Source organism: Marinomonas sp. 63XJN7_9_ISO-PGPR-S23-217 (assembly GCF_056173515.1).
Genome location: NZ_CM149678.1, coordinates 1,531,746 through 1,557,038, shown reverse-complemented (window position 1 = coordinate 1,557,038; position 25,293 = coordinate 1,531,746). Strand labels below are relative to the sequence as shown.

Here is a 25,293-nt window from a genome sequence, read left to right as displayed (position 1 = left end):
GACAGAAGAAAGGAAAAAGAAAAAAAATAGGAAATATTGTTGTAAGACAAAACAGTTTATGACATAAGTATAAGGAGGCAAAGGAAGCCCCTTTTGTCCAATCACATTCACCGACAAAAAAAATAAAGGTGTCGATTATGCGAATAAAATCTCTTTTAATGGCCGCAGCTCTGATGCTTACCACTGTCTCTTTCGCGCAAGCGGCTGAGCCTGAATTTACGTTTAAACTGCACCATATGTTGCCCCCCTCCTCAACGGCCCACACTAAAGTATTAGAACCTTGGGCGGAAAAGGTAATGAAAGAGTCTAATGGACGAATCAAAATCGTCATTTACCCTGCGATGCAATTGGGCGGTAAACCCGCTTCTTTATACGATCAGGTACGCAAAGGCCGTGTCGATTTGGCCTGGACGGTCGCAGGTTATACGCCTGGCCGTTTTCCTAAAATGACAGTCTTCGAACTACCTTTTATGGTTGGCTCTGCCAAATCCACCAGCATGGCATTGCAAGAATACTATGAAAAAGAAATGACGGATGAAATGCGCGACGTTCATGTCCTTGCCTTACACACCCATGCCCCAGGATCCTTGCACGTTCGCGATAAAGAAGTCAGAACCCTAGAAGACATGAAAGGCTTAAAAGTTCGTGTGCCGAATCGCATCATGGGGGATGCATTTTCTCTATTAGACGTAAACAGTATTTTTATGCCAGTGACACAAATGGCCAGCGCGCTATCTAAAGGTGTGGTGGATGTTGCCGTGCTGCCTTTTGAAGTAACAGCTCCTCTGAAAATTGATGAGCTAGCAACGCACAACGTTGAAATCTCTGGCAAGCGAGGTTTGTACTCTAACACCTTCGTATTTGCCATGAATAAAAAGGCTTACAACTCCCTTCCAAAAGACCTGCAAAAAGTCATCGATAATAACTCAGGTATTCCTCTAGCAGGTTTTATCGGCGACGAATTTGATAAAAACGAAAAGGTTGGCCGCGATGCGGCTGTCGCCGCAGGCAATGACTTTTATACCTTACCGGATGAAGAGGTCGCCCGTTGGAAAGCGAAAATGCAGCCTGTGACAGATAAGTGGATTGAAACCATGAATAAATCCACAAATGGTCGCGGTCAAGCACTGTACAACGAAGCAGAAAGCCTGTTGTCAAAATATGAAAAGCAAAATGGTGAGTCATGAGTGATACCCCCATTACTTCTGAGTCCGAATACCTAGGGAGCAATCCAGCTCTGACCTGGGTATCACGACAGCTCGCGATTCTTGGTGGACTCATTATGATGGCACTCGCCATCATGGTGGTCGCCAGTATTTTAGGGCGTCTTTTTTTTCAAACGTCTGTCACCGGAGACTATGAGTTAGTAGAAATGGGGTTAGGAATCAGCATTTTCTGCTTTTTGCCCTATTGTCACCTAAAAAAAGGCCATGTGGTAGTAGACATTTTTACCGCATCGGCAAGCCCACGCACCCTTTCGTGGCTTGCTATCTTGAGTGATTGCTTGATGTGCCTTGTTGCTGCTCTATTAACATGGCGGTTAGCCCTAGGCGGTCTGGATGCCTATGACTACTTTGACTACACCATGATATTACAGTTACCAAATTGGGTCGTGTATGCCGTTGGCTGTGGTTCGTTTGCTCTATTAACCCTCAATTGTCTCGACAGCATACTGACCTCTTTAAAAGGATTGAAACATGGGTAATGTGGAACTGGCATTATTAATGATGGCATTCTTGCTTATATTAATGGCCATTCGTATTCCAATTGCGCTCGCAATGCTCATCAGCGGTGGTACAGGCTATATCGCACTGGCTGGAACACCAGCCCTATTAAGCTATTTAAGTACTGCTCCGGTGGCGAAATTCTCAACCTATGATCTGTCTGTGGTGCCTCTGTTTTTATTAATGGGAGAAATCACCACACGTTCAGGTATCACTAGTGAGCTTTTTCGTACCTGTAATAAGTGGGTCGGCCATTTAAAAGGAGGGCTGGCTATGGCGTCCATTGCTGGTTGCGCTGCCTTTGGTGCCATTTGCGGTTCGTCTTTGGCAACCGCCTCCACCATGGGGAAAGTCGCCTTACCGGAAATGAAAAAGCACAAATACGCTAGCGGCTTAGCCGCTGGAACCCTTGCAGCAGGAGGGACGTTAGGCATCTTGATTCCACCCTCCATGGTGTTAATTATTTTTGCGGTCCTGACTGAACAAAATATCTCGAAGCTTTTTATTGCGGCCTTCTTGCCAGGCTTTTTAGCCGCTTTTGGTTACATGTTAGCCATTGCCATTTATGTCCGCATTTTTCCAAAAGCGGGTCCCCGTGGTGAAAAGACAAGCTTAAAAGAAAAAATCACTTCCCTAAAAGATGTCTGGCACATAACAGTTATTTTCCTAATCGTCTTAGGAGGGATTTACCTAGGCTTCTTCACGCCAACCGAAGCGGCGGCAGTGGGAGTGATTTTGACATGTTTATTAGCCTTACTGAATGGCTCATTAAGCTTTAATGTGCTGATCGACTGCATCACCAGAACGGCAGTCTCATCCGCGATGATTTTCTTCATCGTCTTTGGGGCTGATCTGTTCAGTGTCTTCATTGCCCTCACACAGGTTCCTAGCCTTGGGGTCCAATACATAGAGAACGCAGGGTTTAGCCCCTATTTAGTATTAACGTTAATGCTACTGACCTACTTAGTGCTTGGCTGCTTTATGGACAGCTTAGCCATGATATTACTGACAATCCCTATCTATTTCCCAGTTATCATGGCAATGGATTTTGGTTTCCCGCCTGCGGATGTGGGCATTTGGTTTGGCATCCTCGCCTTGATCGTCGTGGAAGTGGGGTTAATAACGCCACCAGTGGGTATGAATGTGTTTATTATCAACTCGTTTGATAGTTCCTTGTCTCTCAAAGAAAGCTTTAGAGGTGTCATCCCCTTTTTACTCTCTGACGTAGCACGGGTGGTGTTGTTAATTGCCTTTCCTTCCATCACCTTGGTGTTGGTTCATGCGTTAACCTAACATCTCTCTAAAAGTGTTTCCGCACAATCTAAATAGCCGTCATCAAATGGATTGATGACGGCTATTTACTGTCGCTCCCTATATTTGATACATCCCCTGCGGATGTGCCAAAACGGAATATTTTACAACAAGCTCACAAGATGATTTCCCATACCAGAAAGCGCTTGTATTGAGCAAGTCGCACCAAGATTAATCGCCTCTCTTGGCATACCAAAAACAACACAAGAGGCCTCATCTTGAGCGACGGTGTATCCCCCTTTGTCTTTAATCTTCTTCAGGCCTTGTGCCCCATCCTTACCCATGCCTGTCAGTAAAACGGCCATGGCGGTTTTACCAATCAGTTCCGCCACGGAGTCAAACATCACATCCACCGATGGTCGGTGTCCACAGACTTTCTCGCCTATAACAAGATCGGTATAAATTAGGTTTCCTTTACGGCGTAAGGTTAAATGGTACCCTCCCGGAGCGATATAAGCAGTACCAGGCTTCACCACTTCTCCCCCTTGGGACTCAACAACTTGAAAACCGGTTTGCCGATTCAATCGCTCGGCATAGGTTTTCGTGAAACCAGGTGGCATGTGTTGCGATATCACTACCCCAAACTGTTCTGCGGGCAGCTGCTGTAATAAATCACGGATGGCTTCCGTGCCTCCCGTAGACGCACCTATCGCCAATATTCTATTAGAAGCATTTTTCTTTAATGGTATTTTAGCTGGAGGCGTGGCTGCCTTAGTCCGAGATCGAACATTCGCTCTAGCAGCTTGACGCACTTTACTAATCATTTCTTTTGCATATTTGTTCAATGTCGAACCGTCATAAATTTTAGGCTTCGCGATGTAATCTACCGCACCGTATTCTAAAGCCGTTAAGGTGGCCGCTGCATGTTGCTCGGTCAAGGTCGATACCATCACGACTGGCGTCGGGTTCGCCTTCATTAAAACCTGAAGAAAACGCAGTCCATTAACCTCCGGCATCTCAATATCCAGCGTAATCACATCCGGAGATAGCTTTTTAACCTGCTCTTTCGCCTCATAGGCATCTTTAGCCGTTCCCACCACTTTAAGATGAGAATCTGACGATAGAATGCTGGTCAATAAACTCCGCATCAACTCTGAGTCGTCAACAATTAATACCCTTACTTGCGACCGCTCACTCATATACAACTCGCTCTTATATGGATAAAAAATGATCGTTATAAAATCAGGTCTTAGCAAACTGATTCCTTAGCAAAACATAGCTAAAGATCTTAGACTAAAAGAAATCAATATCACCGCCTGAACTGTTTTCAACCTCTTCTTTGGCTTTTCCTTGATAGCGTTTCTCTTGAGCAACTACGTCAGATTGGTAAATATCGGCAAGCTGTTTCACAAATGCCTTTCCACTTTGAGGGAAAAAATTGACTTTTCGAGGGGTAATATCCAACACACTTGACGAGCAGACAGGGATATTTTCCTGCTTCAAATACATCATAATAAAGGCCACATTACGCTCCCCAACACTGGAAGCAGACGACAAGCTTTTTATCACGTTCGCACCACCAAATACCTTAGCTTTAATCCGTTCCCGCCTTGCCCCTAGTTTCATCAAATGGTTCACCAACAGCTCCATGGCATACACGCCATAGCGCCCTGATGATGACAACATACTGTTGTCCCCATCCTCACCAGGTAATAAGAAGTGGTTCAGTCCTCCAACTTTCGCCTCTTCATCAAACAAACACGCCGCCACACAAGAACCAAGTAAAGTGGTAATCATAATGTCGTCTTTTGACGCGTAATATTCACCAGGTAAGACCTTAACACCAGCGGCTTTAAACTTATTGTCATAGTACTTATGGGTCGCTAGGTGCTCTAAACTTTTTGAGTAAGAATACATATAAACACCTTACTTTTTCATGTATACGGTTTTACCAATGGGGTGCAAATACTCCGACATCCCTGAAAAATGTTCCGAGTGCCCTGCCACATACAAGCCACCCGGACGAAGTTTTTCGACTAATTTTTTCAAAATTTCTAACTGAGTTTCTCTATCAAAATAAATCATCACATTACGGCAAAAAATCACATCCTGTAGTTCATTGATTGGTAACCTCTCATCCATAAGGTTAATGCGCTTGAATTCGATCATTTTTTTAAGTTCCGGGATAACCTTCGCAAAACCAATGTTTGGCCCAGTCCCTTTACGAAAAAAGCGTTTCTTATCCGCCAGCACGTCCACTTGTTTCAAGGCATAAATGCCTTTCTGAGCTTTCGCCAGTACATTGCTGTCTATATCTGACGCAATGATTTTGCAGGCATTGAACGACTCAAAAGCCTTTACTAACGTCATGGCAATGGAATAGGGTTCCTCCCCCGTACTAGAAGCAGAACACCATACCCGCTGGACTTTTTCTCCACTCTTAACAAACTCCGTTAATATTTCAAAATGGTGTGGCTCACGATAAAAAGAGGTTAAATTCGTCGTCAATAAATTGATAAAGTGCTGTGTTTCCTCATCATTTTCCATCAAAAAAGCCAGATATTCTTTCACTGACTTAAAGCCAAAACTCCTCAATCTCGGTGCTAAACGACTGTAGACTAGTGAGTCTTTACTATCTGCCAGCCTAATACCTGCCGCCTGACGAATAAGTTCACGAACAACATTAAAATCAGCAGGCGTATACTCAAAATCTCTTAGTGGGTCGGTCATAACGGCTAAAATTCTTCCCACTCATCATCATCGTCAACGGGTGAAGTAACGGGTTTTGACGGAGCGGGTTTAACATTGGCCTTCGGTGCTAATTTCGTCTCAGACACCAGTTTGGGAGACACCACAGAGGCTTTTTTCGCAACAGGTGGTTTCTGAATCATTGGTTTCTGGGCTGTCGTTTTCTCCACGGGTTTAGCAACAGTGGAAGGTTCTTTACTCACTGGCTTATTTACTGACGCACCAACCTTATGTGGCAATGTCTCTTTAGAGGCTGCTGGTGAGGGCAGAGGAGAGTTTGTTATAAATGTCGAGCTTTGGGAGTAATCGGACTGGCTCAAAACAAAGTTAGACACCTGATTGGTTAACAAACTCGCCTGATGTTGCATGCTTGCTGCAGCGGCTGCTGACTCTTCTACTAAAGCCGCATTTTGTTGCGTCATCTCATCCATTTGCACAATGGCTTTATTTATTTCATCTACCCCCGATGCTTGCTCAGCGGAAGCACTGGCGATTTCCGTCATGATGCCGTTTACACGCTTAATGGAATCAACAATACGATCCATGGTTTGACCCGATTGCCCCACCAAATGATTACCATTTTCTATTTTACCCACCGAATCCAAAATCAGACCTTTAATGTCTTTAGCCGCATTGGCAGAACGTTGGGCAAGCGTCCTCACTTCTGATGCCACAACCGCAAAACCTCGCCCTTGTTCACCTGCACGAGCCGCCTCAACTGCCGCATTCAAGGCCAGAATATTGGTTTGAAAAGCAATACCATCAATCACACCAATAATGTCTGAAATTTTCTGCGACGATGCGTTAATCGCCGCCATGGTATTGACCACCTCTGAGATCAAATGCCCCCCTTCTAACGCCACTTCAGAAGCTTCAGCCGCTAGAATATTCGCTTGATTGGCATTATCGGCATTCAATCGAACCGTACTGGTAATTTGTGCCATACTGGATGAGGTTTCTTCCAAGCTTGATGCTTGTGTTTCTGTTCTAGCAGATAAATCCATATTACCTTTGGCTATTTCAGTAGACGCTCCCTTAATGGTCTCCGCTGCATGACGAATCTCACCCATCATCTTTGTGAGGTTTTCACTAGTTTGATTACAGTAACGCTTTAAATCGTTAAATTGACCTTCATAATCAGCGGTGATTCTTTCGGTTAGATTACCTTGGGATAACGCCATTAAGACCCGGCTGATGTCCTTTAAGCCATCATCTGAGGTTTTCACAAGATGGTTTAGCGAGTCAGAAATAAACTTCATAAAGCCTATTTTATTACTCATGCTAATGCGTTGAGAAAAATTACCTTTGGATGCTTGCTCGACAATTGCCGCAATTTCATTTTCAGCTTCTATCTCAGACGTTCGATCTAACCACTCTATGACCGAACCAAGACACTCGCCGTTAGCACTGACTATCGGGTTGGCGTTCACCCTAAAAAACAAATTTCCTAAGGTTATTTGTGTGTCCTTGCTAGTGGATAATTCCTCTAGGGCTAAAGAGTCCGTTGCAGTGTCCTGATTAAAAAGACTTAAGTGACTTCCTACCATTCTGCTAGCCTTGAAATTAGGTAACACTTTACGTAGCTCACCTTCGGCATTCGTCAACATCGCCGTCAGAGAATGGTTTGCATAAATTATTTTATGTTCATTATCAACGACCATCACATTGGTAGAGGTGACGTTTAAAGCTTGCTCTATTCTCGTTGTTTCAATCAATCTTGCTTCTATTTCAGTTTGTATCCTATCTCGCTCATCACGGGCTTTCGACAAACCCTGCGCCATTTTCATTAAGCCCCGGTTAATTGGTCCAAATTCATCTTTACGAGCCGTCTTTAGCTGAACGGCAAAGTTGCCATTAGACACCCCATCAACCGCCTTAATAAGCGACTCCAAACTGCTCTTAAGTGAGCGAATCACACCGATTGAGATAATCAGCAGTAGCGCAATCAAAGCACCGATAATACTGAGGTTAGTGAGTATCGTTTGGTTAGCTTGCTTAATACGCTCAAGCATCATAGAGGATAATACTTGATTACTAGATTGCCCAAAGAGGTAAAGCTGGTTAATGATCGCCGAACTTTCCTCAAAAAAAGTGTTCGGGTTATAAGTGGTAATGTCTTTACTAAGTATCTCTTCGTCGACAACCTTTAGTAGTTGACTAATACTCGTATCCAGCCCCTTCATTTTGGCCAACAAAGCGTTGACTTGCAGGTTATCGCCCGATTTCGATGATACCTCTAAATTATGAAATAGTTTTTGCTCTGCTGATTGCAATAAAGAGGAGAGTGAGTTAATGCTGGTAAGCTGGGCAGGATTGACTATTCCTTTAGATAACGCCGCAGCCCCCTGACCCCGCAACTGAGCCATATATTCAATCAAGGCGGGAAGGTTGTCGTTGGTCGCAATAATCAAGTGATAAGAGTTCGCCACAGGGTCATAACTTAACCCTGAGGTCTCCATAATCGCAGGAATAACACCGTACATCAGTACATTGACGACATCTGTTTGTTGAGCAAATGCCTCGCTTGGTAACACCGTTTTCGACTCAACGCGTGCTTTAAGTTCAGAAAACGCTGTTTGTGCACGACTCAGTTGCGTTAGCATTAGCGATTTAGGGTACTGACTATTTAGCAACTCACCAACCTGCTTGAAAGCCGCTAATACCTCACTTCCTTTGGCAGATAATGCCTTATTGTCATCATTACTTTGATTGAGATAAATGGCCGTTAAGCCTCTATATTCCTGAATTTTTTTTATCAAAAAAAGCACACTAGTAGACGGCTCGATACCATTAAGCTCCTGTTTAGAAGTCTCGACTAACCCCGTCTCAACTTCGTAAAAAAACTTCGTGGGAATCACAATGCATAAACATGCCAGAAGTCCTAATACCAGAAACTTGAAAGACAATTTTATATTCGAAAAGACACTCATTGCCCTCTCCCTAAACAGTATCTACCGTGTCAAATAATCCCAGCTCTTCACTGGAAACCAGAGCTTCAATGTCTACCACGATGACCATTAGATCATCTACCGCCGCCAACCCATCCAAATAACGACTGTCGAAAGCAGCCCCAAACTCTGGCGCGGGCTTAATGTCTTCTTCTTCAAAGTTCATCACATCCGATACACCATCAACCACAATACCGAGAATGCGATCCTTGATATTGAGCATAATGACGATAGTCCACTCATTGTAACTGGGCTCTCCCACACCAAATTTGATACGCAAGTCCACAATAGGAACGATGTCCCCTCGTAGATTAATCACCCCTTTTATGTAGTTAGGCGCATTGGCTATTTTGGTCACTGGTTCGTAACCCCGAATCTCTTTCACGGACATAATATCGAGTGCATATGTCTCATCTCCTAATACAAAGGCGAGAAACTCTTTTGTTACAGAATGCACAGCACTGCTATTAGGTAAGGATGACATGATCAATCTCCTCTTCGAGTTCCAATGATTGAGAACTGACTAACGATTCAATATCTAAAATTAATGCCACACTGCCGTCCCCCATGATGGTTGCGCCAGCCACGCCTTTGACACGACGATAGTGTCGCTCAAGGCTTTTGATCACGACTTGCTGCTGCCCCAGCAAGCCATCGACGATCAGCCCATATCGTCTTTTCGCAGTTTCCACCAATACCACAATGGATTCACTGATATTGACAGGATACTGACCGCCATAAAGCGCTTCTTCTAAGTTAATCAATGGCCAATATTCATCCCGTACCCATAGCAATTGTTTGTTTTGCATCACTTTTATTTGACTCTCTAATGGCTGAATACTTTCTACAATGTTCACCAGTGGAATCACAAAAACTTGGCTTGCGTTTTCAACACACATCCCATCCAGTATTGCCAAGGTAAGCGGTAAGCGAATTTCAAAGGTCGTCCCCACACCTTGATTTGACTCGATACTGACCCGCCCACCTAATGCCTCAATATTGCGCCTCACCACATCCATACCCACACCACGGCCGGACACATCCGTCACCTCAGCGGCGGTGGAAAAGCCAGGGGCAAAAATCAACAACCAAATGGCGGCATCGGTTAAGGGATCAGGCAGGGAAATACCTTTCTCTAGCGCTTTATTTAAAATGCGTTCTTTATTAAGACCCGCTCCATCGTCGCTAACGGTAATCACAATTTCACCACCCCTTTGCGAAGCAATCAGCTTCACTACGCCTTTTTCAGGTTTGCCCTTGGCAATACGCTCAGCGGGCGGTTCAATACCATGATCAACGCTGTTACGAATAAGGTGTGTAAGTGGGTCCGAAATTTTCTCGACTAGGTTCTTGTCTATCTCTGTGCTTCCACCTTCGATCACCAGCTCAATGTTCTTGGTTAACTTATTCGATAAATCTCGAACTAAGCGTGGAAAACGATTAAACACAAAGGAAATAGGTAACATCCTCACAGACATCACGGCTTCTTGAATTTCACGAGTATTGCGCTCAAGTTCGGTTAATGCCGTTTGCATTTTTTCGGCAATGCTTTCTTGCGCTTCACTGCCAATCAGATTCAACATGGACTGAGTAATGACTAACTCACCGACAAGGTTGACCAGCTTATCAATTTTAACGGTCTCTACTCGGATACTGGCGGATTCTGATGACTTACTCTCGGCTGCCGCTTTGCCTTTCACAACAGGCGTTTTATCCTCCTTGGCGGACGTTAGCTTAGTCGTCGAGACCGCGCTGGGCATTTGATTACCTTGTGAAGGATGAATCTCTTCCTTGCTTTGCTGATCACTGGGTGATGATGAAGCCATATCGGTCTCAAGTCTTTCTTGAAAAAAGCCATACCCTTGAGACTCTTCCGCTGTTTCTTCCTCTAAAGACGCTGTTTCGAAAAAACCAAATCCTTCGTCTTCAAGAGCGCTGCTGCCATTTATCTCTTCAGTCTCTTGCTCAAAAAAGCCAAAACCTTCATCGTCAAGAGCACTGTCATTTGAACCCGCTACCTCCTGCTCAAAAAAACCAAAACCTTCGTCTTCAAGCTCAGTGTCATTTGCGTCCACTATCTCTTGCTCAAAAAAACCAAAACCTTCATCTTCAGCATCAGAGGCTGTTGATTCACTTGCTTCTTCTTGCACAGGGCTTTTTTGCACAGCCTCTTTCTGAACATCGTGAGCTTCTTGTAGAACACTTTTCAATCGTGTCTTACCTGACTCCACTTCGTCCCAATCAATCTCAATCTCTTCATGATAGTTATTAAGAATGACTTTTAATAAATCAATAGTTTCTAGTAAAACAGTGATCAAATCATTGGTTAAAAACAGTTCTTGGTTACGTGCAGAGTCAAGCAGGTTTTCCATCACATGGGTCAACCCAGTCATGGCCTTAAAACCAAAAATGTCACTCCCCCCCTTAATAGAGTGAGCCGCACGAAACACACTATTGAGTGCCTCAATATCGGGCTCACCTTCTGGATCATAATCCAGCAAAAAGGTCTCCATGGTTTCTAGATGCTCTTGGGCTTCCTCAAAAAACATCTCACGGAATTGGCTCATATCATCCATACACAACTCAACTGTAATCAATAATGAATCGACAGAACGTTTTACTAAATGCGCTCGTAAACTATGCTAGCCAAGCACTTTTTTCACCACATCCAACAGTTTAGAAGGATCAAAGGGCTTCACCATCCAGCCCGTTGCGCCCGCTGCCCTACCCTGACTTTTCAAGGCATCACCGGCTTCTGTCGTCAGAACGATTAAAGGCACTCGTGCATAAGCCGACATAGCTCGTAAGGATTTAATTAATGTAATACCATCCATACGGGGCATATTCTGATCGGTCAGAACAAAGTCAAATCGTTCACTCCGGCATTTTTCAAATGCTTCCTGACCATCTTTTGCCGCCGTAACCGCATAACCAGCGCCCTTTAATGTCGCTTCAATCATTTGGCGAACCGAAGGAGAATCATCAACAATCAACAATTTTTTAGCCATCTCTACACCCTATTTAAGCAATAAGAACTGTCGTTTTATTTTCTGTTTTATCGTAACAATAAGACTCACTGACTTTTCTAATGAGTTTGAGTCCTCTACCGTGCAATTCGGTATCATCACTATCCCCTAATACTGACACGTCATACCCTTTACCGCTGTCTTTAACACCAATCATCATTCTCATGTCTTTCGCAAGCCATTCGACGGTTATCTCGATAAAATCGTTATCTAACACTTTTTTTAAACCTTCAGATCGCTGTTCTAAATATTCAAAAAAGTTCTTTTCCTTTAACTCTGAGGAAAGGCTCAAAACACCATGCTCAATCGCATTACTCACCAGCTCAGTTAGTACTAAAAATACCTTTTGCAAAAAATCAGTAGGAAACGGATATTTTTCAAGCATAGTAATAAAACTAGATACAATTTCTTCATTTGCAAGTGCTTTTCCCATCAGAACAGAACGAAACTCGATATCACCAATGTCCTTCCTACTTTGATCCGTTTTCAGAATATTCGATAGGCTCTTTTTTACCTTAAAAAAATCAACATAAGAGAAAGACATATCATCAACATCATCAATGGATTCACTGAGAGCATGATATTTATTAATAACATCCAAAGGGTGAAAACGGTTAGATTCAAGATCTTGATAAATATCTTGAAATGAGAGTAGCTTTCCTTTAGCTATTTTGTTTTCTATGACGCCATCACTCATCAGCATTGCAAAGCCAACCTCTTCCAAAGAAAAACGATCAAACTTAGTCGTTATCAAATCATTACTAAGTATTCCCAATGCCATATTCTTGGATTTTACTCGGGTGAAAGGCTGATTATTTTTATCCATCAATAACACATCTGGCATCCCGGCGTTCCAGATAGAAATTTCATTTTCCTGATAGAGAACTTCAATCATAATGCAAGAAATAAAACGATTATGCGGTACTGTTTGCGTGTGTTTTTTATTCAGCTCCAATAAAATTGCAGCAGTGGAAAATCCTTTGTTAATCAAAGAAGTAAAGGTCGTCACCATAGGATAAATGGTCAGTGCAGCCGCCATACCATGGCCCGTTGCATCCGCTAACATAATCATCAAATTACCATTCGGTTTCACCACTTGCATTAAGATATCGCCGCAAAACTTACCATGAGAAAGGCTTGCATGCTCAACACCATCCAGTTCTTGTATGTTTTTATTGATGATATGATCGTAAACGTAAAAAGCTAAGGCTTCCTCTTGGTCTTTATCATGCATTATTCTTTCTAATAATACGGTTTTTCTTAGTTCTTCAAGCTCTACGCTGTAACTTTCAATGACACTGATAATTTTTCTAGAAAAAAGATAGACGTTGATCGGCTTATGCAAAAAATCTTTTGCTCCCAACTCATAAAAATCAGAAATGATTTTATTTTCTAAATCCCCTGTTAAAACAACCACGGGAAGCCGACTATTTTTCTCATGAATGTATTTCATAAAAGACTGGCTTGGCCCGTCTTCTAGATTCACGTCCAATATAATGAGGTGAAATTCATTCTCATCGACCATTTTTTTCGCTTCTTTATTTGACGCGACAATGATCACTTCCAACTCATGAGAAGAAAGAATGTTTCTTATAAGCGACTGCGTTGGAAAAGAATCCTCAACTAAAAGGATCTTTTTTTCATTATTCATATTGATACAAGTTATCAAAATTGGCCATTTCTAAGATTTCTTTTGCATTGCCAGATACGTTTCTTACCACCCCTTTTTTATTTTTTTCAGCCAATAGGCGATGCAGTAAAACCATCATCCCCAGTGCAGAGGAGTCAATATATTGGACACAAGAAAAATCAAGAACAATATTATTGTTAGTTAGCAAAGCTTTTTCATACTCTTTGGTAAACCATTTATGGGTACTAAAATCAAACCTTTCTGGTAAAACAATCACAATATCAGTCATAAGAAGTCCTTATTCTAAAATAGCTCGACATCACCACTATCGACCCCTTTTTGTGAGACAGGGTTATGCCTTTTTTCTTTTCTCTGATTTAAAAGAGCCAGTCTTTCTTGAAGAATATTCTCAATTTCTTCTGCTGATCCACCATTAAAGGCTTGTAAGTTATCCTCAATAAATTTTAGCGTTTCCATGATGAATAATATGTTTTGACTATTGATGTCATCAAATTGCAACCCTCTCGTCGCTTGGTGAATAGCTTGCTCTAAAGTACCAGACAGACTTTCTAATTCGCTGGTGACCCGCGCGTCTGAATGTGCCTTTTTGACAATCCTGTCCAACGCAACATTCATCTCCTTTTTCGACTCCATGATGTAAGTCACATCATGAGCAGCGACTTTTTCCATAGAAACCGATAGCTGGTTGACCTGAGTTTGAATATTGTTAATACGAGACTGAATGGCTTCACTGAACCCAGTGGAGCGATTGGAAAGAGAACGCACTTCATCCGCCACCACAGCAAAACCTCGACCAGCCTCCCCCGCTCGGGCCGCTTCGATGGCAGCATTCAATGCTAATAAATTGGTTTGAGCAGCAATATCATCAATATCTTTTAAGGCTTTGGCGATTTCTGGCATTTGTTCGTTAATCACATTGACCTGTTTTAATAACTCCATAGAAGACGCTGACATCTCCACCGTGCTGGAAATAAAACGGTCAATGGTCTTTGATGTTCGGTTGGCAAACGCTTTCATGGCATTACTGTAGGTGTCTCCGCCTTCCATACCATCTTTGACCAACTCCTCAATATAACCAGACTGGGAAGTAACAAGGTTGTCGATATCTCGAAAGGACTCGGTAAGTAACGCTACGGCATCCTCTTGAGTCTTTAAGACATTCGATAAATCGTCATCACACGAATGTAGCAATGGAATCAGCTCATTTTGGAATAAATGCTGTTGCACACTCTCCATGTCGACTACTGGTTTTTTGATGGTTTCACCATCATCAGTATTTGCAGGTTGATCCACAGTAGCCAAATGCTTTCTGGCAACCACAATGACAGCTCCCGCTCCTACAGATAAGCCGATAAAACCCGCTAGGGGAGCAACAAACACAAACAGACTGCAGCAAATAACCAGCAGAAAAAAATACAACCACAATGTTTTTTTCATAACGATCCTAGTTACTAAATATAGGCCCTTGTATGAGCGGTTAAGCCATTGCTTGCTCAGAAAGTAGAAAAAATAAAGAGGGGTACAGTTCACGGCGGACAAAAAGCATGCATCGATGAGGTTTCAATTACGACTTGCTCCTGTAAACACTTTTTATAGGCGCCAAATAAGGCACTTTGTCTTCCCTACGTTACTTTTTATACAATGCAATTAAAGTAAGCGTAGTAGACTCCCCAATAAAATGTACGTTGAGTTTGTAATTTTTTTATACCAAGTGAACACTGGCATAGACCTGATAGCATAAGGCGATAAGAGAGGCTTTTAACGCGGATAACTCGCTGATACAGCATCAATAATTTGTGGGTTTTGCTGTATAGCCTTATAGTTAAGCAAGGTACAAACAACGGATAAACATGATCATGTCAAAGCATGATCCTGACTAGAATACTATTTTACCAGCTCACTTTTTGGATGGTCCATAATGCGCATCGTTTTCCTTATAATTGCTTTTTCACTGTTAACCGCTTGTAGCTTCATCAACACCAAAGCGCTCTCTCTACAAGAAGGGATGGATAAACAACAAGTCACGAATATTATGGGCAAGCCCATCTATCGCTCCTTCAATGGCACCACTGAAGCATGGCAATACGCCGCCTTTAATGGTGTAAAGCAATGTATCTACATTACCGTTTGGTTTAAGCAAGGTCAGATGGTTGCTATGACCAACCGTCAAGAACCTAGCCAAGATCAAAGCTGCTTACAAGGTATTCGAGAAATTGACTGGACACAAATTCCACGAGGCTTATAGTCGGTAATCAACGTCTTAGTGACCCCGCCAAACATAACAACAAAAAACCCACTAGAGGAAAGTATGGGCCAACAAAAACAAACCACCGCTACTCTAGATAGCGACCAAATAGAGCTGAACAATGGCCAATTACGCGTGGTTATTTTGCCTCTGGGCGCCAGCATTCAGTCTATTCATTTAAGCGGCTATGAGCATTCATTGGTGCTTGGTAGTGCGTCTCTTGATCGCTACTTAGACCAAGCGAAATACTTTGGTGCCGTGGTTGGACGTGTCGCCAATCGTACCGCACAAGGTCGCGCTCTGATTGACAACCGACAATATACTCTGCCCCTTAGCCCACCAGAAAAACATCATTTACACGGTGGCCCCTTGGGAACCAGCAGTAAAAATTGGTCCGTCGTCGAACATAATCTCGAGCAGGTTCACTTACAAAGTGTCTTGGCGGATGGAGAAATGGGGTATCCAGGTAAGATGGTTGTGGATGTCTTTTATCGGCTATATGGGACAGCACTAGAACTGGAAATTCTTGCTACAACAGACCAGCTAACGATCTGTAATTTTGCAGGGCACAGCTATTTTAACTTAGACGGGCAAGGTTCTGTACTCGACCACAAGCTCGCGATTCAAGCGGAGCATTATTTACCCGTGACAGAGGAGTTAATTCCCACAGGTGAGGTTCTCGCGGTTCAAGACACACCCTTCGATTTTCGCACACTAAGACGTATTGCCAGGGACGATTATCCTGGTTTAGACACCAATTTTTGTCTGGCCCAAGACAAACAGCCGTTACGGGACGTAGCGACACTTATTGGCCCATTAACAGGCATTCAAATGTCATTAAAGACCAATGAAACAGGCTTACAAATCTATGATGGTAGACACATTCAACTGGCTCAGGAGCACAATATTAATCACGGTGCATTAAGCGCTTATTCAGGATTAGCCATGGAAGCACAAGCCTGGCCAGATGCCATTAATCACGGCCACTTTCCCTCTATTTTGCTCTCCCCAAAAGATCGCTATCAACAGATCACACGTTATTGTTTTTCTTAACAGCGAGTATTATAAAGCGCCATAATAGCATCATTATCTTGATGCTATTATGGCGCAACAAATCAGACCGACTGATAGCACTGCCCTCTTGAGCACTACAACAGTACTTAGATACTAATCACCTCATCGGCGACTGGTTCTTGATACAGAAGAGCGATTTGATCAGGACGATTATCTTGAACCGCACGTTGGTTTAACGATCCTTTATCAGTAATTTCGTGGGCGTCAATACTAGCCGCTTTGGATTGCAAAATAATGCGTTTTACCAAAGTAGAGCTACCAGTACTGAGTTGAGCGAATTCCACCAATTTTTCTCTAAAGGCTTCACGTACGTTGCTATCACGGATGATATCCTCATAAGACACCTCTTCATAGCCAGGCATAATCGCACGACAATGATTCCAATCTGGAAACACCATTGCTGTGACGAAACCTGCGTTTGAACCACATATCACCACGTCTTGAACAAACGGCGCCAATGCACTAATCAGTTTCGCTTTAATAACGCCAGAGCTCACCCAGGTACCGCTGTCCAATTTAAAATCTTCAGAGACACGTCCATCAAAACGGAACCCACGATGAGGGTTTTGCTCATCCACATAAGCAAACGCATCCCCAAGGCAATAAAATCCTTCTTCATCAAACGCTTTTTTATTCAACTCAGGTTGACGCCAATAGCCTGGCATAGTGGTCACCGCTTTGACCCGCGCTTCCAACTTTCCTTCATTAGGAACCAACTTGACGGTCACACCCGGTGCAGGCACACCGATCACACCTGAAGCAGACTCTTCAACAGAAGCAAAGGTGGCAGACGGTGCCGTTTCAGTACAACCAAGCCCCGTTAACATAGGGATTTTCTTGCCAGTATATTGGATGGCTAAGGCATCGAGATCGTCCCAAATATGTTGAGCTAAGCCAGCGGCGGCGAAAAAGGTAAACTGCAATCGAGAGAAGAAGCTTTCCGCTAGTGCACTGTCAGCTTTCAAATGCTTAACCAAAAGCTCAAATCCTTTTGGCACGTTAAAATACACCGTTGGCTTGACGTCCACGATGTTTTTCAGGGTTTTATCAAACAGTTTTTCGGTTGGCTTGCCATCGTCCAAATACAAAGCACCGCCATTGTATAGAGCAATCCCCACGTTATGGTTACCACCAAACGTATGGTTCCAAGGAAGCCAGTCCACCATAACAGGTGGTTTCTCTGCTAAAAATTGCATAACTTGATGAATCATCACCTGGTTAGCACAAATCATTCTCTGGGTATTGGTCACCCCTTTTGGGAGCCCTGTTGTACCAGAGGTAAACAAGATTTTTGCCACCGTATCGCCATTCACTTCAGCATTTTTAGCCTCGATCACAGGATCCAGTGGATGATCCCAAAACGCGTCAAATGAAATGGTTGGGTTGGTGATTTTTTGTGGTTTAACGTCCCCTTTAATCACCGCGACAGGAGTACTGGTATCCGAGCAAACAGCCTGTATGGCTCTTTCATAAGGCGCTAAATCATCTACCACAATCAACCCAGGCGTTAAAACATCAAAAATGTGCTTAAGCTTGTTATAATCTGTTGCGATTAAAGAATAGGCGGGAGAGACAGGGGAATGAGCAATACCCACATACATCCCGGCTAACGCAAGCATTAAATGCTCAACACTATTGCCACAGAGAAAAACAATTGGGCGCTCCAAAGAAACTGGCTGCTTAATCAACCAAGAGGCAATTTGACGAACGCGCTTCAGGGCTTGAGAGTAAGTTACCTCATCCCATTCACCATTATCATTGCGTTGTGCAACGAACACTTGATCTGGCGTTTTATCTGCCCACAAAGCAAGCCGATCGGTCCAACAACGTGCATAGTCATTCAGCGCCTTCTGGCTACTGATAATTTGTACCCCATCTTCCCTATATTCGATATCAATAGGGTGAGCAGTCACTTTGATAGGATGAAATTCACCATTCATTTTAAGCTCCTAAAACCACGCTGGTTATTTTTATGTGGTTAAAGTTTTAGGGAAGTGACCATCATAGCCACAACCAATATTATTGTTATTCTCTCGACGAGACAGAAGCCCATCAGCGCTTGCAATAGCAGGATTAGCTCGCTAAGCGAGTTATTTAGCGGCCATCCGCAATGCGCCATCTAAACGAATCACTTCGCCGTTTAACATGACATTTTCAATGATATGCTGTGCCAAAGCCGCATATTCATCTGGTTCCCCCAAACGAGAAGGGAACGGGATAGCAGCTCCCAATGATTGCTGAACGTCTTCTGGCAGCACATCCATCATCGGAGTTTTAAACAAGCCAGGGGCAATGGTCATAACACGAATACCAAAGCGTGCAAGCTCACGGGCAATTGGCAATGTCATCGCACAAATCCCACCTTTAGACGCAGAATAGGCCGCTTGACCAATTTGCCCATCAAACGCCGCAACAGACGCCGTATTAATGATCACACCGCGTTCTAAATCCGCTGCTTGTTCGTTATGCTGCATTTTGTCAGCCGCCAAACGAACCATATTGAAAGTCCCCAACAGATTGACTTTTAAAGCACGCTCAAAACCAGCTAAGCTATGTGGCCCTTCACGTCCTACCACCCGTTCAGCACCAGGAATACCAGCACAATTGACAATGCCGCGAATTGGGCCAAAAGCGTCGACGGCTTTATCCATACAGTTTTGTGCCGATGCTTCATCAGACACATCTGTCGTCACAGCCTGAACGTGTTCACCAAGATCCGCTGCCACACGCTCTAACCCTTTTTCATTCATATCCGCTAATGTAATCTTTGCCCCCAAACCATGGAGGCGGCGAGCAACCGCTTCACCAATACCAGAAGCCGACCCAGTCACAATAAAATGATTATTTTTGATTTGCATATTAATTGCTCCAATGAAGGTATTAGGAATTCTTTTTACGATTTAGAAAGGCATCAATACGCGCTTTCACTTCAGGACTGGTTTGCGTCACACCACAGAGTAAAGACTCGGTGTACATGCCCTCAGAAGCCGACATACTGTTAATATGACGTAATCCGGTGGTCATCGCCCAGTTAGAATATTTAGAGTTGGTTGCAATCGTCGCTGCGACCTCACGCGCTTTTGCTAACGACGCGCCATTGTCAACCACATAATGAGATAAGCCGATGCGCAACCCTTCTTCTGAATCGACATCTCGTCCTGTCAGCATCATTTCCGTCATTCGGCTGGTACCAATAACATTTGCTACATTGACCGATGCACCACCGCCGACAAAAATGCCATGACGACCTTCCGGTAATCGATAAAAAGTGCCCTTTTCAGCAACACGGATATGGGCACAGATTCCCAGCTCCAAGCCGCCGCCAATGACAGCCCCTTGCATCGCCGCTACAACTGGAACCCCTGAATTTTGGATATGGCCAAAAACGCGATGCCACATATTCGAATGCTTCACCACATCAAATGGCTCACGTGCGGTGTGCTCACTTAGATCTAACCCTGCGCAAAACTCAGGGCCCGCCCCTGATAACAAAATGACACTCACCTCATCACTCAGATTGATAAATACGTTTTCAATCTCAAGACACAACTTATCATTGATCGCATTCTTCTTTTCAGGGCGATTTAACACTAGATGGCCAATACCATCTTCTACGGAAAATTTAATGTACTCGTACGTTGCCATGCGTCTGCCTCTATTCTTATGGTTATGCAGCCAAGGTCTGCCCATGTTGTTTATATCGTGAATAAATCATTAAAGTGATAATAGTTGTACACATAAACAAATGTCAAACTCAACATTCTATAATAATTGAAAATATTTAAATAAAACGGTGTGTTGCGACCTGTAAAAAGCCAGAAAAAAAGCCATCCGAAGATGGCAAGCCTTACAGCAACGGAACATCATCACCATTCGCCCATCCTGCGCAAACGGTGAACAAAACAAAGACCAAGCCTAGCGTTCGGACACTTTAATAATGGCAGCCATACCCGTATCACCCGCCGCACAACCAGTAAACAAGCCATAACCGCCGCCACGAATCGCCAGTTCCTCAATCATCTCAATAATGGCGCGTAACCCTGTTGGCCCCTGAGGGTGCCCCCAGATCAAAGAACAGCCATAGTTATTCATCGTCATGACATCAATATTCAATGCCTTAGCCAGTGCCACATCGTTCACTGCAAAGGGATTGTGTGTCTTGATCGCATCTATTTGTTTAATATCAAGATTGGCCATTTGCAACGCACGTTGTGCCGCCTCAATGGGAGCCGCTGGCATGTAAGCCAAATCATCCCGAGCTTGACCAAACCCCAAGACTTCTACCTTGATCTCTGGCCGAGTCGACAAAGCCTGAGCTTGATCACTATGACAAACAATAATCGCCGCATTACCATCCGCCGGATGAGTTTGGTTACCAAAGGTGATCACTCCCCCTTCCATAATGGGTTTCAGCTTCGCCAACCCTTCAGCCGTCGTAGGAAAAACCCCTTCATCACCTGTCAGAACCGTTTCTTCCTTTTTAAAGTTTGCGGTTGGCACAGACAAAGGCAACGTCATAAAGCGCTTTTGGAATGCTTGGTCGTCTTTTAAAGCTTCTTGATATTGCTCATAACGACGTAAGGTAACGGCATCCAACTCTTCTCTCGAAATATCAAAACGCTTGGCAACATTTTCACCGGTTTGCATCATGGAATGCCCCCCCATTGGGTCATTCATCATGTTGTATGTCACCTGTGCTTCGCTCTCACCATAGCCCCCCATACCTTTTGGATTTGGGTAATAAATCTGTGGACCGTTAGAACAACGATCAGCCGACATCAGCAATGACACCTTCGCCATGCCACACATGACTTCCGATGACGCCGCGAATAAGGCGCGTGCACTGGTTGCGCAGACTTGATTAACCGCATGACCTGGGGTACGAATTGCCCCAAGATCATACAAAGCCCAAGGGGCACCGTTAAAAGATTGATACTGATTAATGGTCATACCCAACACACCAGAATCAAAAATCAGTGGATCAATCTCGCGTTTGGCCAGCTCTTGTTTCGCAACATGAGCGGCAAACTTCATCGAATGCAAATACTGTAGCGAGCCTTGCCACTTGGTAAACGGCGTACTCCAATAAGCACCATAAGGAATTTCAACATTATTAATAGACATAAACTTACCCCTTGTTATCTTGTAGCCGCTACTGCCATAGCTTTCGTTAAACCGCCCCATTGCTCATAAAAGATCTCTTCCGGCATGGTTTTCAGATCCTCAGCAATCACTGGTTTGAAATCCATCATATCAAGCACATCTTTTTGTAAATCCAGCCCCGGCGCGATTTCTGTTAACACCAAGCCTTCTTCCCGTAGCTCCAAGACACAACGCTCAGTAATAAAGAACACAGGCTGCTTATTGGCTTTCGCCACCTCACCACTAAAGGTAATATGATCCACGGAGTCGACAAATTTCTTCGTTTTGCCTTCTTCTACCACACGCACTTTTCCCGCTTCGAAGGCTAATTTCGCACCATTCACCAAGGTACCGCAGAAAACCACTTTTTTCGCACTTTGCGAAATGTTAATAAAACCGCCCGGACCAACTACTTTTGGCCCAAATTTACTAACATTCAAATTACCGTTGCGATCCACTTGGGCTAAGCCAAGAAACGCCATATCCAAACCGCCACCATCATAAAAATCGAACTGCGCTTCATGGTTAATAATGGCTTCTGGGTTCCATGCTGCCCCAAAATCACCACCTGAAGCAGGAATACCCCCATAGGTTCCAAGCTCTGTCGTCAGGGTGAATAAGTGTGCAGCGTTTTCTTCTGCCGCCACCGACGCCACGCCATCAGGCATACCAATACCTAAGTTGACAATCGCCCCTTCGGCTAGCTCCATGGCGGCACGACGGGCAATAATTTTGCGATCAGAAAATTTTAAAGGAGGGATACCATTGGATGGCACACGGGCATTGCCTGCTAAGCCGGGGTTATAATCCGTGGTGATGGTTTGCATATGGTCTTCTGCCGGAGCAACCGTGACATAGTCAACCAACACGCCAGGGACTTTGACTTCTTTAGGTGGAATGCTGCAAGCCTCAGCAAGATACTTCACTTGAGCAATCACGATGCCGCCGCGATTTTTCGCCGCTTGCGCCATAGACAAAATTTCTGCCATCATGGCTTCTTCTTCAACGGATAAATTGCCTTTTTCGTCTGCCGTAGTGGCTCGAATCACCACTACATCAACTGGGAAGCTTTTATACAAAAGCCAATCTTCCCCTTCAATTTCAATACGTTTAACCAGTTCTTCTGTGGTAATGTTCGTTACCTTGCCACCATCGATTAATGGATCTACATACGTCCCCATTCCGACTTTGGTTATCACACCCGGCTTGTTACCGGCAATCTGACGCCATAAAGTGGTCAAAACCCCTTGGGGTAATAAATAGGCTTCGATTTGGTTATCCGCGATCAAATTCGCCATTTTGGGGGCTTGCCCCGTATGACCCGACACCAAGCGCTTAACCAACCCTTCGTGGGCTAAATGGGACATGCCCTTTTCTTTGCCATTACCACAACCGCAGTCATGAACTAAGGTTAGATTCTGTGGGTGGCCCGTTTGCAAAAAGCGCTCTTCAACAGATTTCGCTACCGCCTCAGCAAAATACGACATACCAACGGTAGACCAAACCACACAGTCGCCATCGTTAATCAGGCCCGCCGCTTGATCCAAGGATATTACCTTGCTCATAAATCACCTTCTTTATTTTAGATTTGTTATAGAATGAACCGGATAAAACATTCCATTGTTGTACACCACAACAGTTATTTTTGTAAATGATTATTTTGCTAGCTGCGCCAAAAAGGCTTAAAAAGCAAAGGAAAGCAAACTCTAAGCGTTGGTAGCAGCACAGGTAATGAAAGAAAGGAGCAGCACTATTTGATAGCGCATACAACAATTAAGCATTACAATTATAAAAATTGAATAATAGATATAATAATTGAATAATACTCCCCTAGGTATGGCTTCACAGAAATAGCCATCTAGACGAATACAGAGAACTTAAGAGGTAGCCATGGCTCAAACCGACACAATTAACGACACCGATATCGACTTTGGAATGCTAGAAGAATCCGTCGGTTACCGATTAAGGCGCGCACAGATGAACTTCTTTGCAAAGTTCAGCGAACTCTGCTCCGATTTAGGCATCAGCCCTGGCCTTTTCTCCGTTCTGGTGATTGTCGAAAAAAACCCAGGACTCACGCAAACTGCTGTTGCTCAGGCTCTTGGCAATGATCGATCTGCGATGGTGGCCGCAGTTGATAAACTGGAAAACATGAAACTCATCGAACGTCGTCCGGCGAAAAACGACCGCCGTTCCTATGCCTTATTTATGACCAAATACGGCCAAGAATTTTTTGAAATGTCGTCCAAAAAAGTCCGTGATTACGAAAATACCATGATGGCTAGACTACATGGTGATCATGAAAAAGACCAACTGGTTGATATGCTCAAACGACTCTCCTAACCATGCCATGATAAAAAATAATGCCTTAGCCCCATAAGACACTATTTTTTATCTCCCTCCATGCATCACTTTTGAACAATGCTGGCCAGCGCTATACTCACCAACGCGGCTTGTAGGTTAGAACGAAACCAACACACCATAAATCATCACCTCATATTTATAAAAATATCGAAAGCAGTATCATGGAAAAATTGACTAAAAAATAATCCATCCCCCACTTTGTCAACTTCATCAGGTATACTGCTTTTAACGCACAGCTGAGAATGGTGAGTGGTAGTGTATGAACCTCGATAAGCCCACACAAGCAAGACTCATAAACATCGTCCGCCGGGCAGGCCAAGAGATCGTTATGCCTAGCTTTCGCCAACTGAGTGCCGCCGATGTTGAAACCAAAAGTAGCCTTACCGACCTAGTTACCATTGCCGACAAAGCCAGCGAAGCCTTTATTAGCAATGAAATTGAAGCTGCATTTCCTGATTGGGAAATCGTTGGAGAAGAAGCCGTCGCTGACGACCCATCAAGGATTGATAAAATCGCCACCGCCGACACCTGCGTGATCATCGATCCCATCGACGGCACTTGGAATTACGCTCATGGTTTATCGGATTTTGGCATCATACTTGCCGTGGTCGTAAAAGGCATCACACGCTTTGGCTTACTCTATGACCCCGTCAATGACGACTGGATTTACGCCAATCTAGGAGAAGGCGCGTTTTTCCAACGCACCACCATGGCGGAAAAAGGTAAGAATCAAGTGCCGACTCAAGCGCCTCTTCCCTTGCACATCATAGCTGAACCCGAGCTAGATAAACTCGCGGGCATCATGTCCGTTAACTCTTATAGCGATGACAGAAAACGAGACTTTGCCCTAAAAGCGTCTCGCTTTGTACGCATCAACAACTTACCTTCTTGCCCCGCTTATCGACAAATCGCCCAAGGCCACTTTCATTTCAGCCTAACCTACAAAATGCTGCCTTGGGATCACGCAGCTGGCGTACTGGTTCACACCGAAGTGGGCGGCATCTGCCGAACCCTTGATGGTCAAGAATACAGTCCAACCCTGCTCGATGGTGAAATGCTCGCCGCCCAGTCAGAAACGCAATGGCAGGAATTGGCGGCGTATTTTAGACACTAGCTTCTA

General features: G+C 44.0%; 22 protein-coding genes. 7 read left to right on the top strand and 15 right to left on the bottom strand.

Features of this window, described 5'->3' with window-relative positions:
* The first annotated feature begins 137 nt into the window (after window positions 1–137).
* The 3 genes from AC0VYI_RS07230 to AC0VYI_RS07220 are packed head-to-tail and all read left to right on the top strand — an operon-like array spanning window position 138 to window position 3,017.
* Window positions 138–1,187, top strand: coding sequence for a TRAP transporter substrate-binding protein (locus tag AC0VYI_RS07230; protein WP_199476120.1), 1,050 nt, complete (start codon window positions 138–140; stop codon window positions 1,185–1,187).
* A complete protein-coding gene (locus AC0VYI_RS07225; protein ID WP_199476119.1) occupies window positions 1,184–1,705 on the top strand; it encodes a TRAP transporter small permease in 522 nt (173 codons plus the stop codon). Before AC0VYI_RS07230 ends, AC0VYI_RS07225 begins: the two co-directional genes overlap by 4 nt.
* Window positions 1,698–3,017: a TRAP transporter large permease gene (locus AC0VYI_RS07220; protein ID WP_199476118.1), complete on the top strand. Its 1,320-nt coding sequence runs from the start codon at window positions 1,698–1,700 to the stop codon at window positions 3,015–3,017. Before AC0VYI_RS07225 ends, AC0VYI_RS07220 begins: the two co-directional genes overlap by 8 nt.
* A gap of 122 nt (window positions 3,018–3,139) precedes the next feature.
* Here AC0VYI_RS07220 and AC0VYI_RS07215 read toward each other — a convergent pair whose 3' ends face one another.
* The 10 genes from AC0VYI_RS07215 to AC0VYI_RS07170 all read right to left on the bottom strand — a co-directional run bounded on the left by AC0VYI_RS07215 (window position 3,140) and on the right by AC0VYI_RS07170 (window position 14,287).
* Window positions 3,140–4,174: a protein-glutamate methylesterase/protein-glutamine glutaminase gene (locus tag AC0VYI_RS07215; RefSeq protein ID WP_475448296.1), complete on the bottom strand. Its 1,035-nt coding sequence runs from the start codon at window positions 4,172–4,174 to the stop codon at window positions 3,140–3,142.
* Window positions 4,175–4,268: 94 nt separating this feature from the next.
* Entirely contained in the window at window positions 4,269–4,892 is a 624-nt protein-coding gene (gene cheD / locus AC0VYI_RS07210) for a chemoreceptor glutamine deamidase CheD (protein ID WP_199476116.1), read from the bottom strand.
* 9 nt (window positions 4,893–4,901) lie between these two features.
* Window positions 4,902–5,705 (bottom strand): CheR family methyltransferase, encoded by an 804-nt coding sequence (locus AC0VYI_RS07205; protein ID WP_199476115.1) that lies wholly within the window; start codon window positions 5,703–5,705, stop codon window positions 4,902–4,904.
* Window positions 5,706–5,710: 5 nt separating this feature from the next.
* Entirely contained in the window at window positions 5,711–8,653 is a 2,943-nt protein-coding gene (locus tag AC0VYI_RS07200) for a methyl-accepting chemotaxis protein (protein ID WP_475448293.1), read from the bottom strand.
* Between the two features lie 10 nt (window positions 8,654–8,663).
* Window positions 8,664–9,155 (bottom strand): chemotaxis protein CheW, encoded by a 492-nt coding sequence (locus AC0VYI_RS07195; RefSeq protein WP_199476113.1) that lies wholly within the window; start codon window positions 9,153–9,155, stop codon window positions 8,664–8,666.
* Entirely contained in the window at window positions 9,139–11,247 is a 2,109-nt protein-coding gene (locus AC0VYI_RS07190) for a chemotaxis protein CheA (RefSeq protein ID WP_475448291.1), read from the bottom strand. The genes AC0VYI_RS07195 and AC0VYI_RS07190 overlap by 17 nt, the downstream gene beginning before the upstream one ends.
* Window positions 11,248–11,313: 66 nt before the next feature.
* On the bottom strand, window positions 11,314–11,679 hold the full coding sequence (locus AC0VYI_RS07185; protein ID WP_067018476.1) for a response regulator: 366 nt from the start codon (window positions 11,677–11,679) through the stop codon (window positions 11,314–11,316).
* A 13-nt stretch (window positions 11,680–11,692) separates the two neighbouring features.
* Window positions 11,693–13,348, bottom strand: a complete 1,656-nt coding sequence (locus tag AC0VYI_RS07180; RefSeq protein WP_475448289.1) for an ATP-binding SpoIIE family protein phosphatase — start codon at window positions 13,346–13,348, stop codon at window positions 11,693–11,695.
* Window positions 13,341–13,616 carry an STAS domain-containing protein gene (locus tag AC0VYI_RS07175; protein WP_475448287.1) on the bottom strand — a complete coding sequence of 92 codons (276 nt, stop codon included), beginning with the start codon at window positions 13,614–13,616 and terminating at the stop codon, window positions 13,341–13,343. The genes AC0VYI_RS07180 and AC0VYI_RS07175 overlap by 8 nt, the downstream gene beginning before the upstream one ends.
* Before the next feature lie 14 nt (window positions 13,617–13,630).
* A complete protein-coding gene (locus tag AC0VYI_RS07170; RefSeq protein WP_418903775.1) occupies window positions 13,631–14,287 on the bottom strand; it encodes a methyl-accepting chemotaxis protein in 657 nt (218 codons plus the stop codon).
* 979 nt (window positions 14,288–15,266) lie between these two features.
* Here AC0VYI_RS07170 and bamE point away from each other — a divergent pair.
* Together bamE and AC0VYI_RS07160 are read left to right on the top strand one after the other, a co-directional pair.
* The gene (gene bamE / locus AC0VYI_RS07165; RefSeq protein WP_199476108.1) at window positions 15,267–15,593 is read left to right on the top strand and encodes an outer membrane protein assembly factor BamE domain-containing protein; all 327 of its coding nucleotides are present in this window, start codon (window positions 15,267–15,269) and stop codon (window positions 15,591–15,593) included.
* A 63-nt stretch (window positions 15,594–15,656) separates the two neighbouring features.
* A complete protein-coding gene (locus tag AC0VYI_RS07160; protein ID WP_475448285.1) occupies window positions 15,657–16,646 on the top strand; it encodes an aldose epimerase family protein in 990 nt (329 codons plus the stop codon).
* A gap of 107 nt (window positions 16,647–16,753) precedes the next feature.
* Here AC0VYI_RS07160 and AC0VYI_RS07155 read toward each other — a convergent pair whose 3' ends face one another.
* The 5 genes from AC0VYI_RS07155 to AC0VYI_RS07135 form a co-directional block, all read right to left on the bottom strand.
* Complete coding sequence (locus AC0VYI_RS07155) at window positions 16,754–18,607, bottom strand: feruloyl-CoA synthase (protein ID WP_475448283.1); 1,854 nt, start codon at window positions 18,605–18,607, stop codon at window positions 16,754–16,756.
* 150 nt (window positions 18,608–18,757) lie between these two features.
* Complete coding sequence (locus tag AC0VYI_RS07150; protein WP_475448281.1) at window positions 18,758–19,525, bottom strand: 3-hydroxyacyl-CoA dehydrogenase; 768 nt, start codon at window positions 19,523–19,525, stop codon at window positions 18,758–18,760.
* Window positions 19,526–19,547: 22 nt separating this feature from the next.
* Entirely contained in the window at window positions 19,548–20,312 is a 765-nt protein-coding gene (locus tag AC0VYI_RS07145) for a crotonase/enoyl-CoA hydratase family protein (RefSeq protein WP_199476104.1), read from the bottom strand.
* A gap of 270 nt (window positions 20,313–20,582) precedes the next feature.
* Window positions 20,583–21,791, bottom strand: coding sequence for a thiolase family protein (locus AC0VYI_RS07140; protein ID WP_475448279.1), 1,209 nt, complete (start codon window positions 21,789–21,791; stop codon window positions 20,583–20,585).
* Window positions 21,792–21,805: 14 nt separating this feature from the next.
* The gene (locus tag AC0VYI_RS07135; protein ID WP_199476102.1) at window positions 21,806–23,374 is read right to left on the bottom strand and encodes an acyl CoA:acetate/3-ketoacid CoA transferase; all 1,569 of its coding nucleotides are present in this window, start codon (window positions 23,372–23,374) and stop codon (window positions 21,806–21,808) included.
* A gap of 325 nt (window positions 23,375–23,699) precedes the next feature.
* Between AC0VYI_RS07135 and AC0VYI_RS07130 the strand changes: the two genes are divergently transcribed.
* Together AC0VYI_RS07130 and AC0VYI_RS07125 are read left to right on the top strand one after the other, a co-directional pair.
* Window positions 23,700–24,152 (top strand): MarR family winged helix-turn-helix transcriptional regulator, encoded by a 453-nt coding sequence (locus AC0VYI_RS07130; protein WP_475448276.1) that lies wholly within the window; start codon window positions 23,700–23,702, stop codon window positions 24,150–24,152.
* Between the two features lie 280 nt (window positions 24,153–24,432).
* Window positions 24,433–25,287, top strand: coding sequence for an inositol monophosphatase family protein (locus tag AC0VYI_RS07125; RefSeq protein ID WP_475448274.1), 855 nt, complete (start codon window positions 24,433–24,435; stop codon window positions 25,285–25,287).
* The last annotated feature ends 6 nt before the right edge of the window (window positions 25,288–25,293 follow it).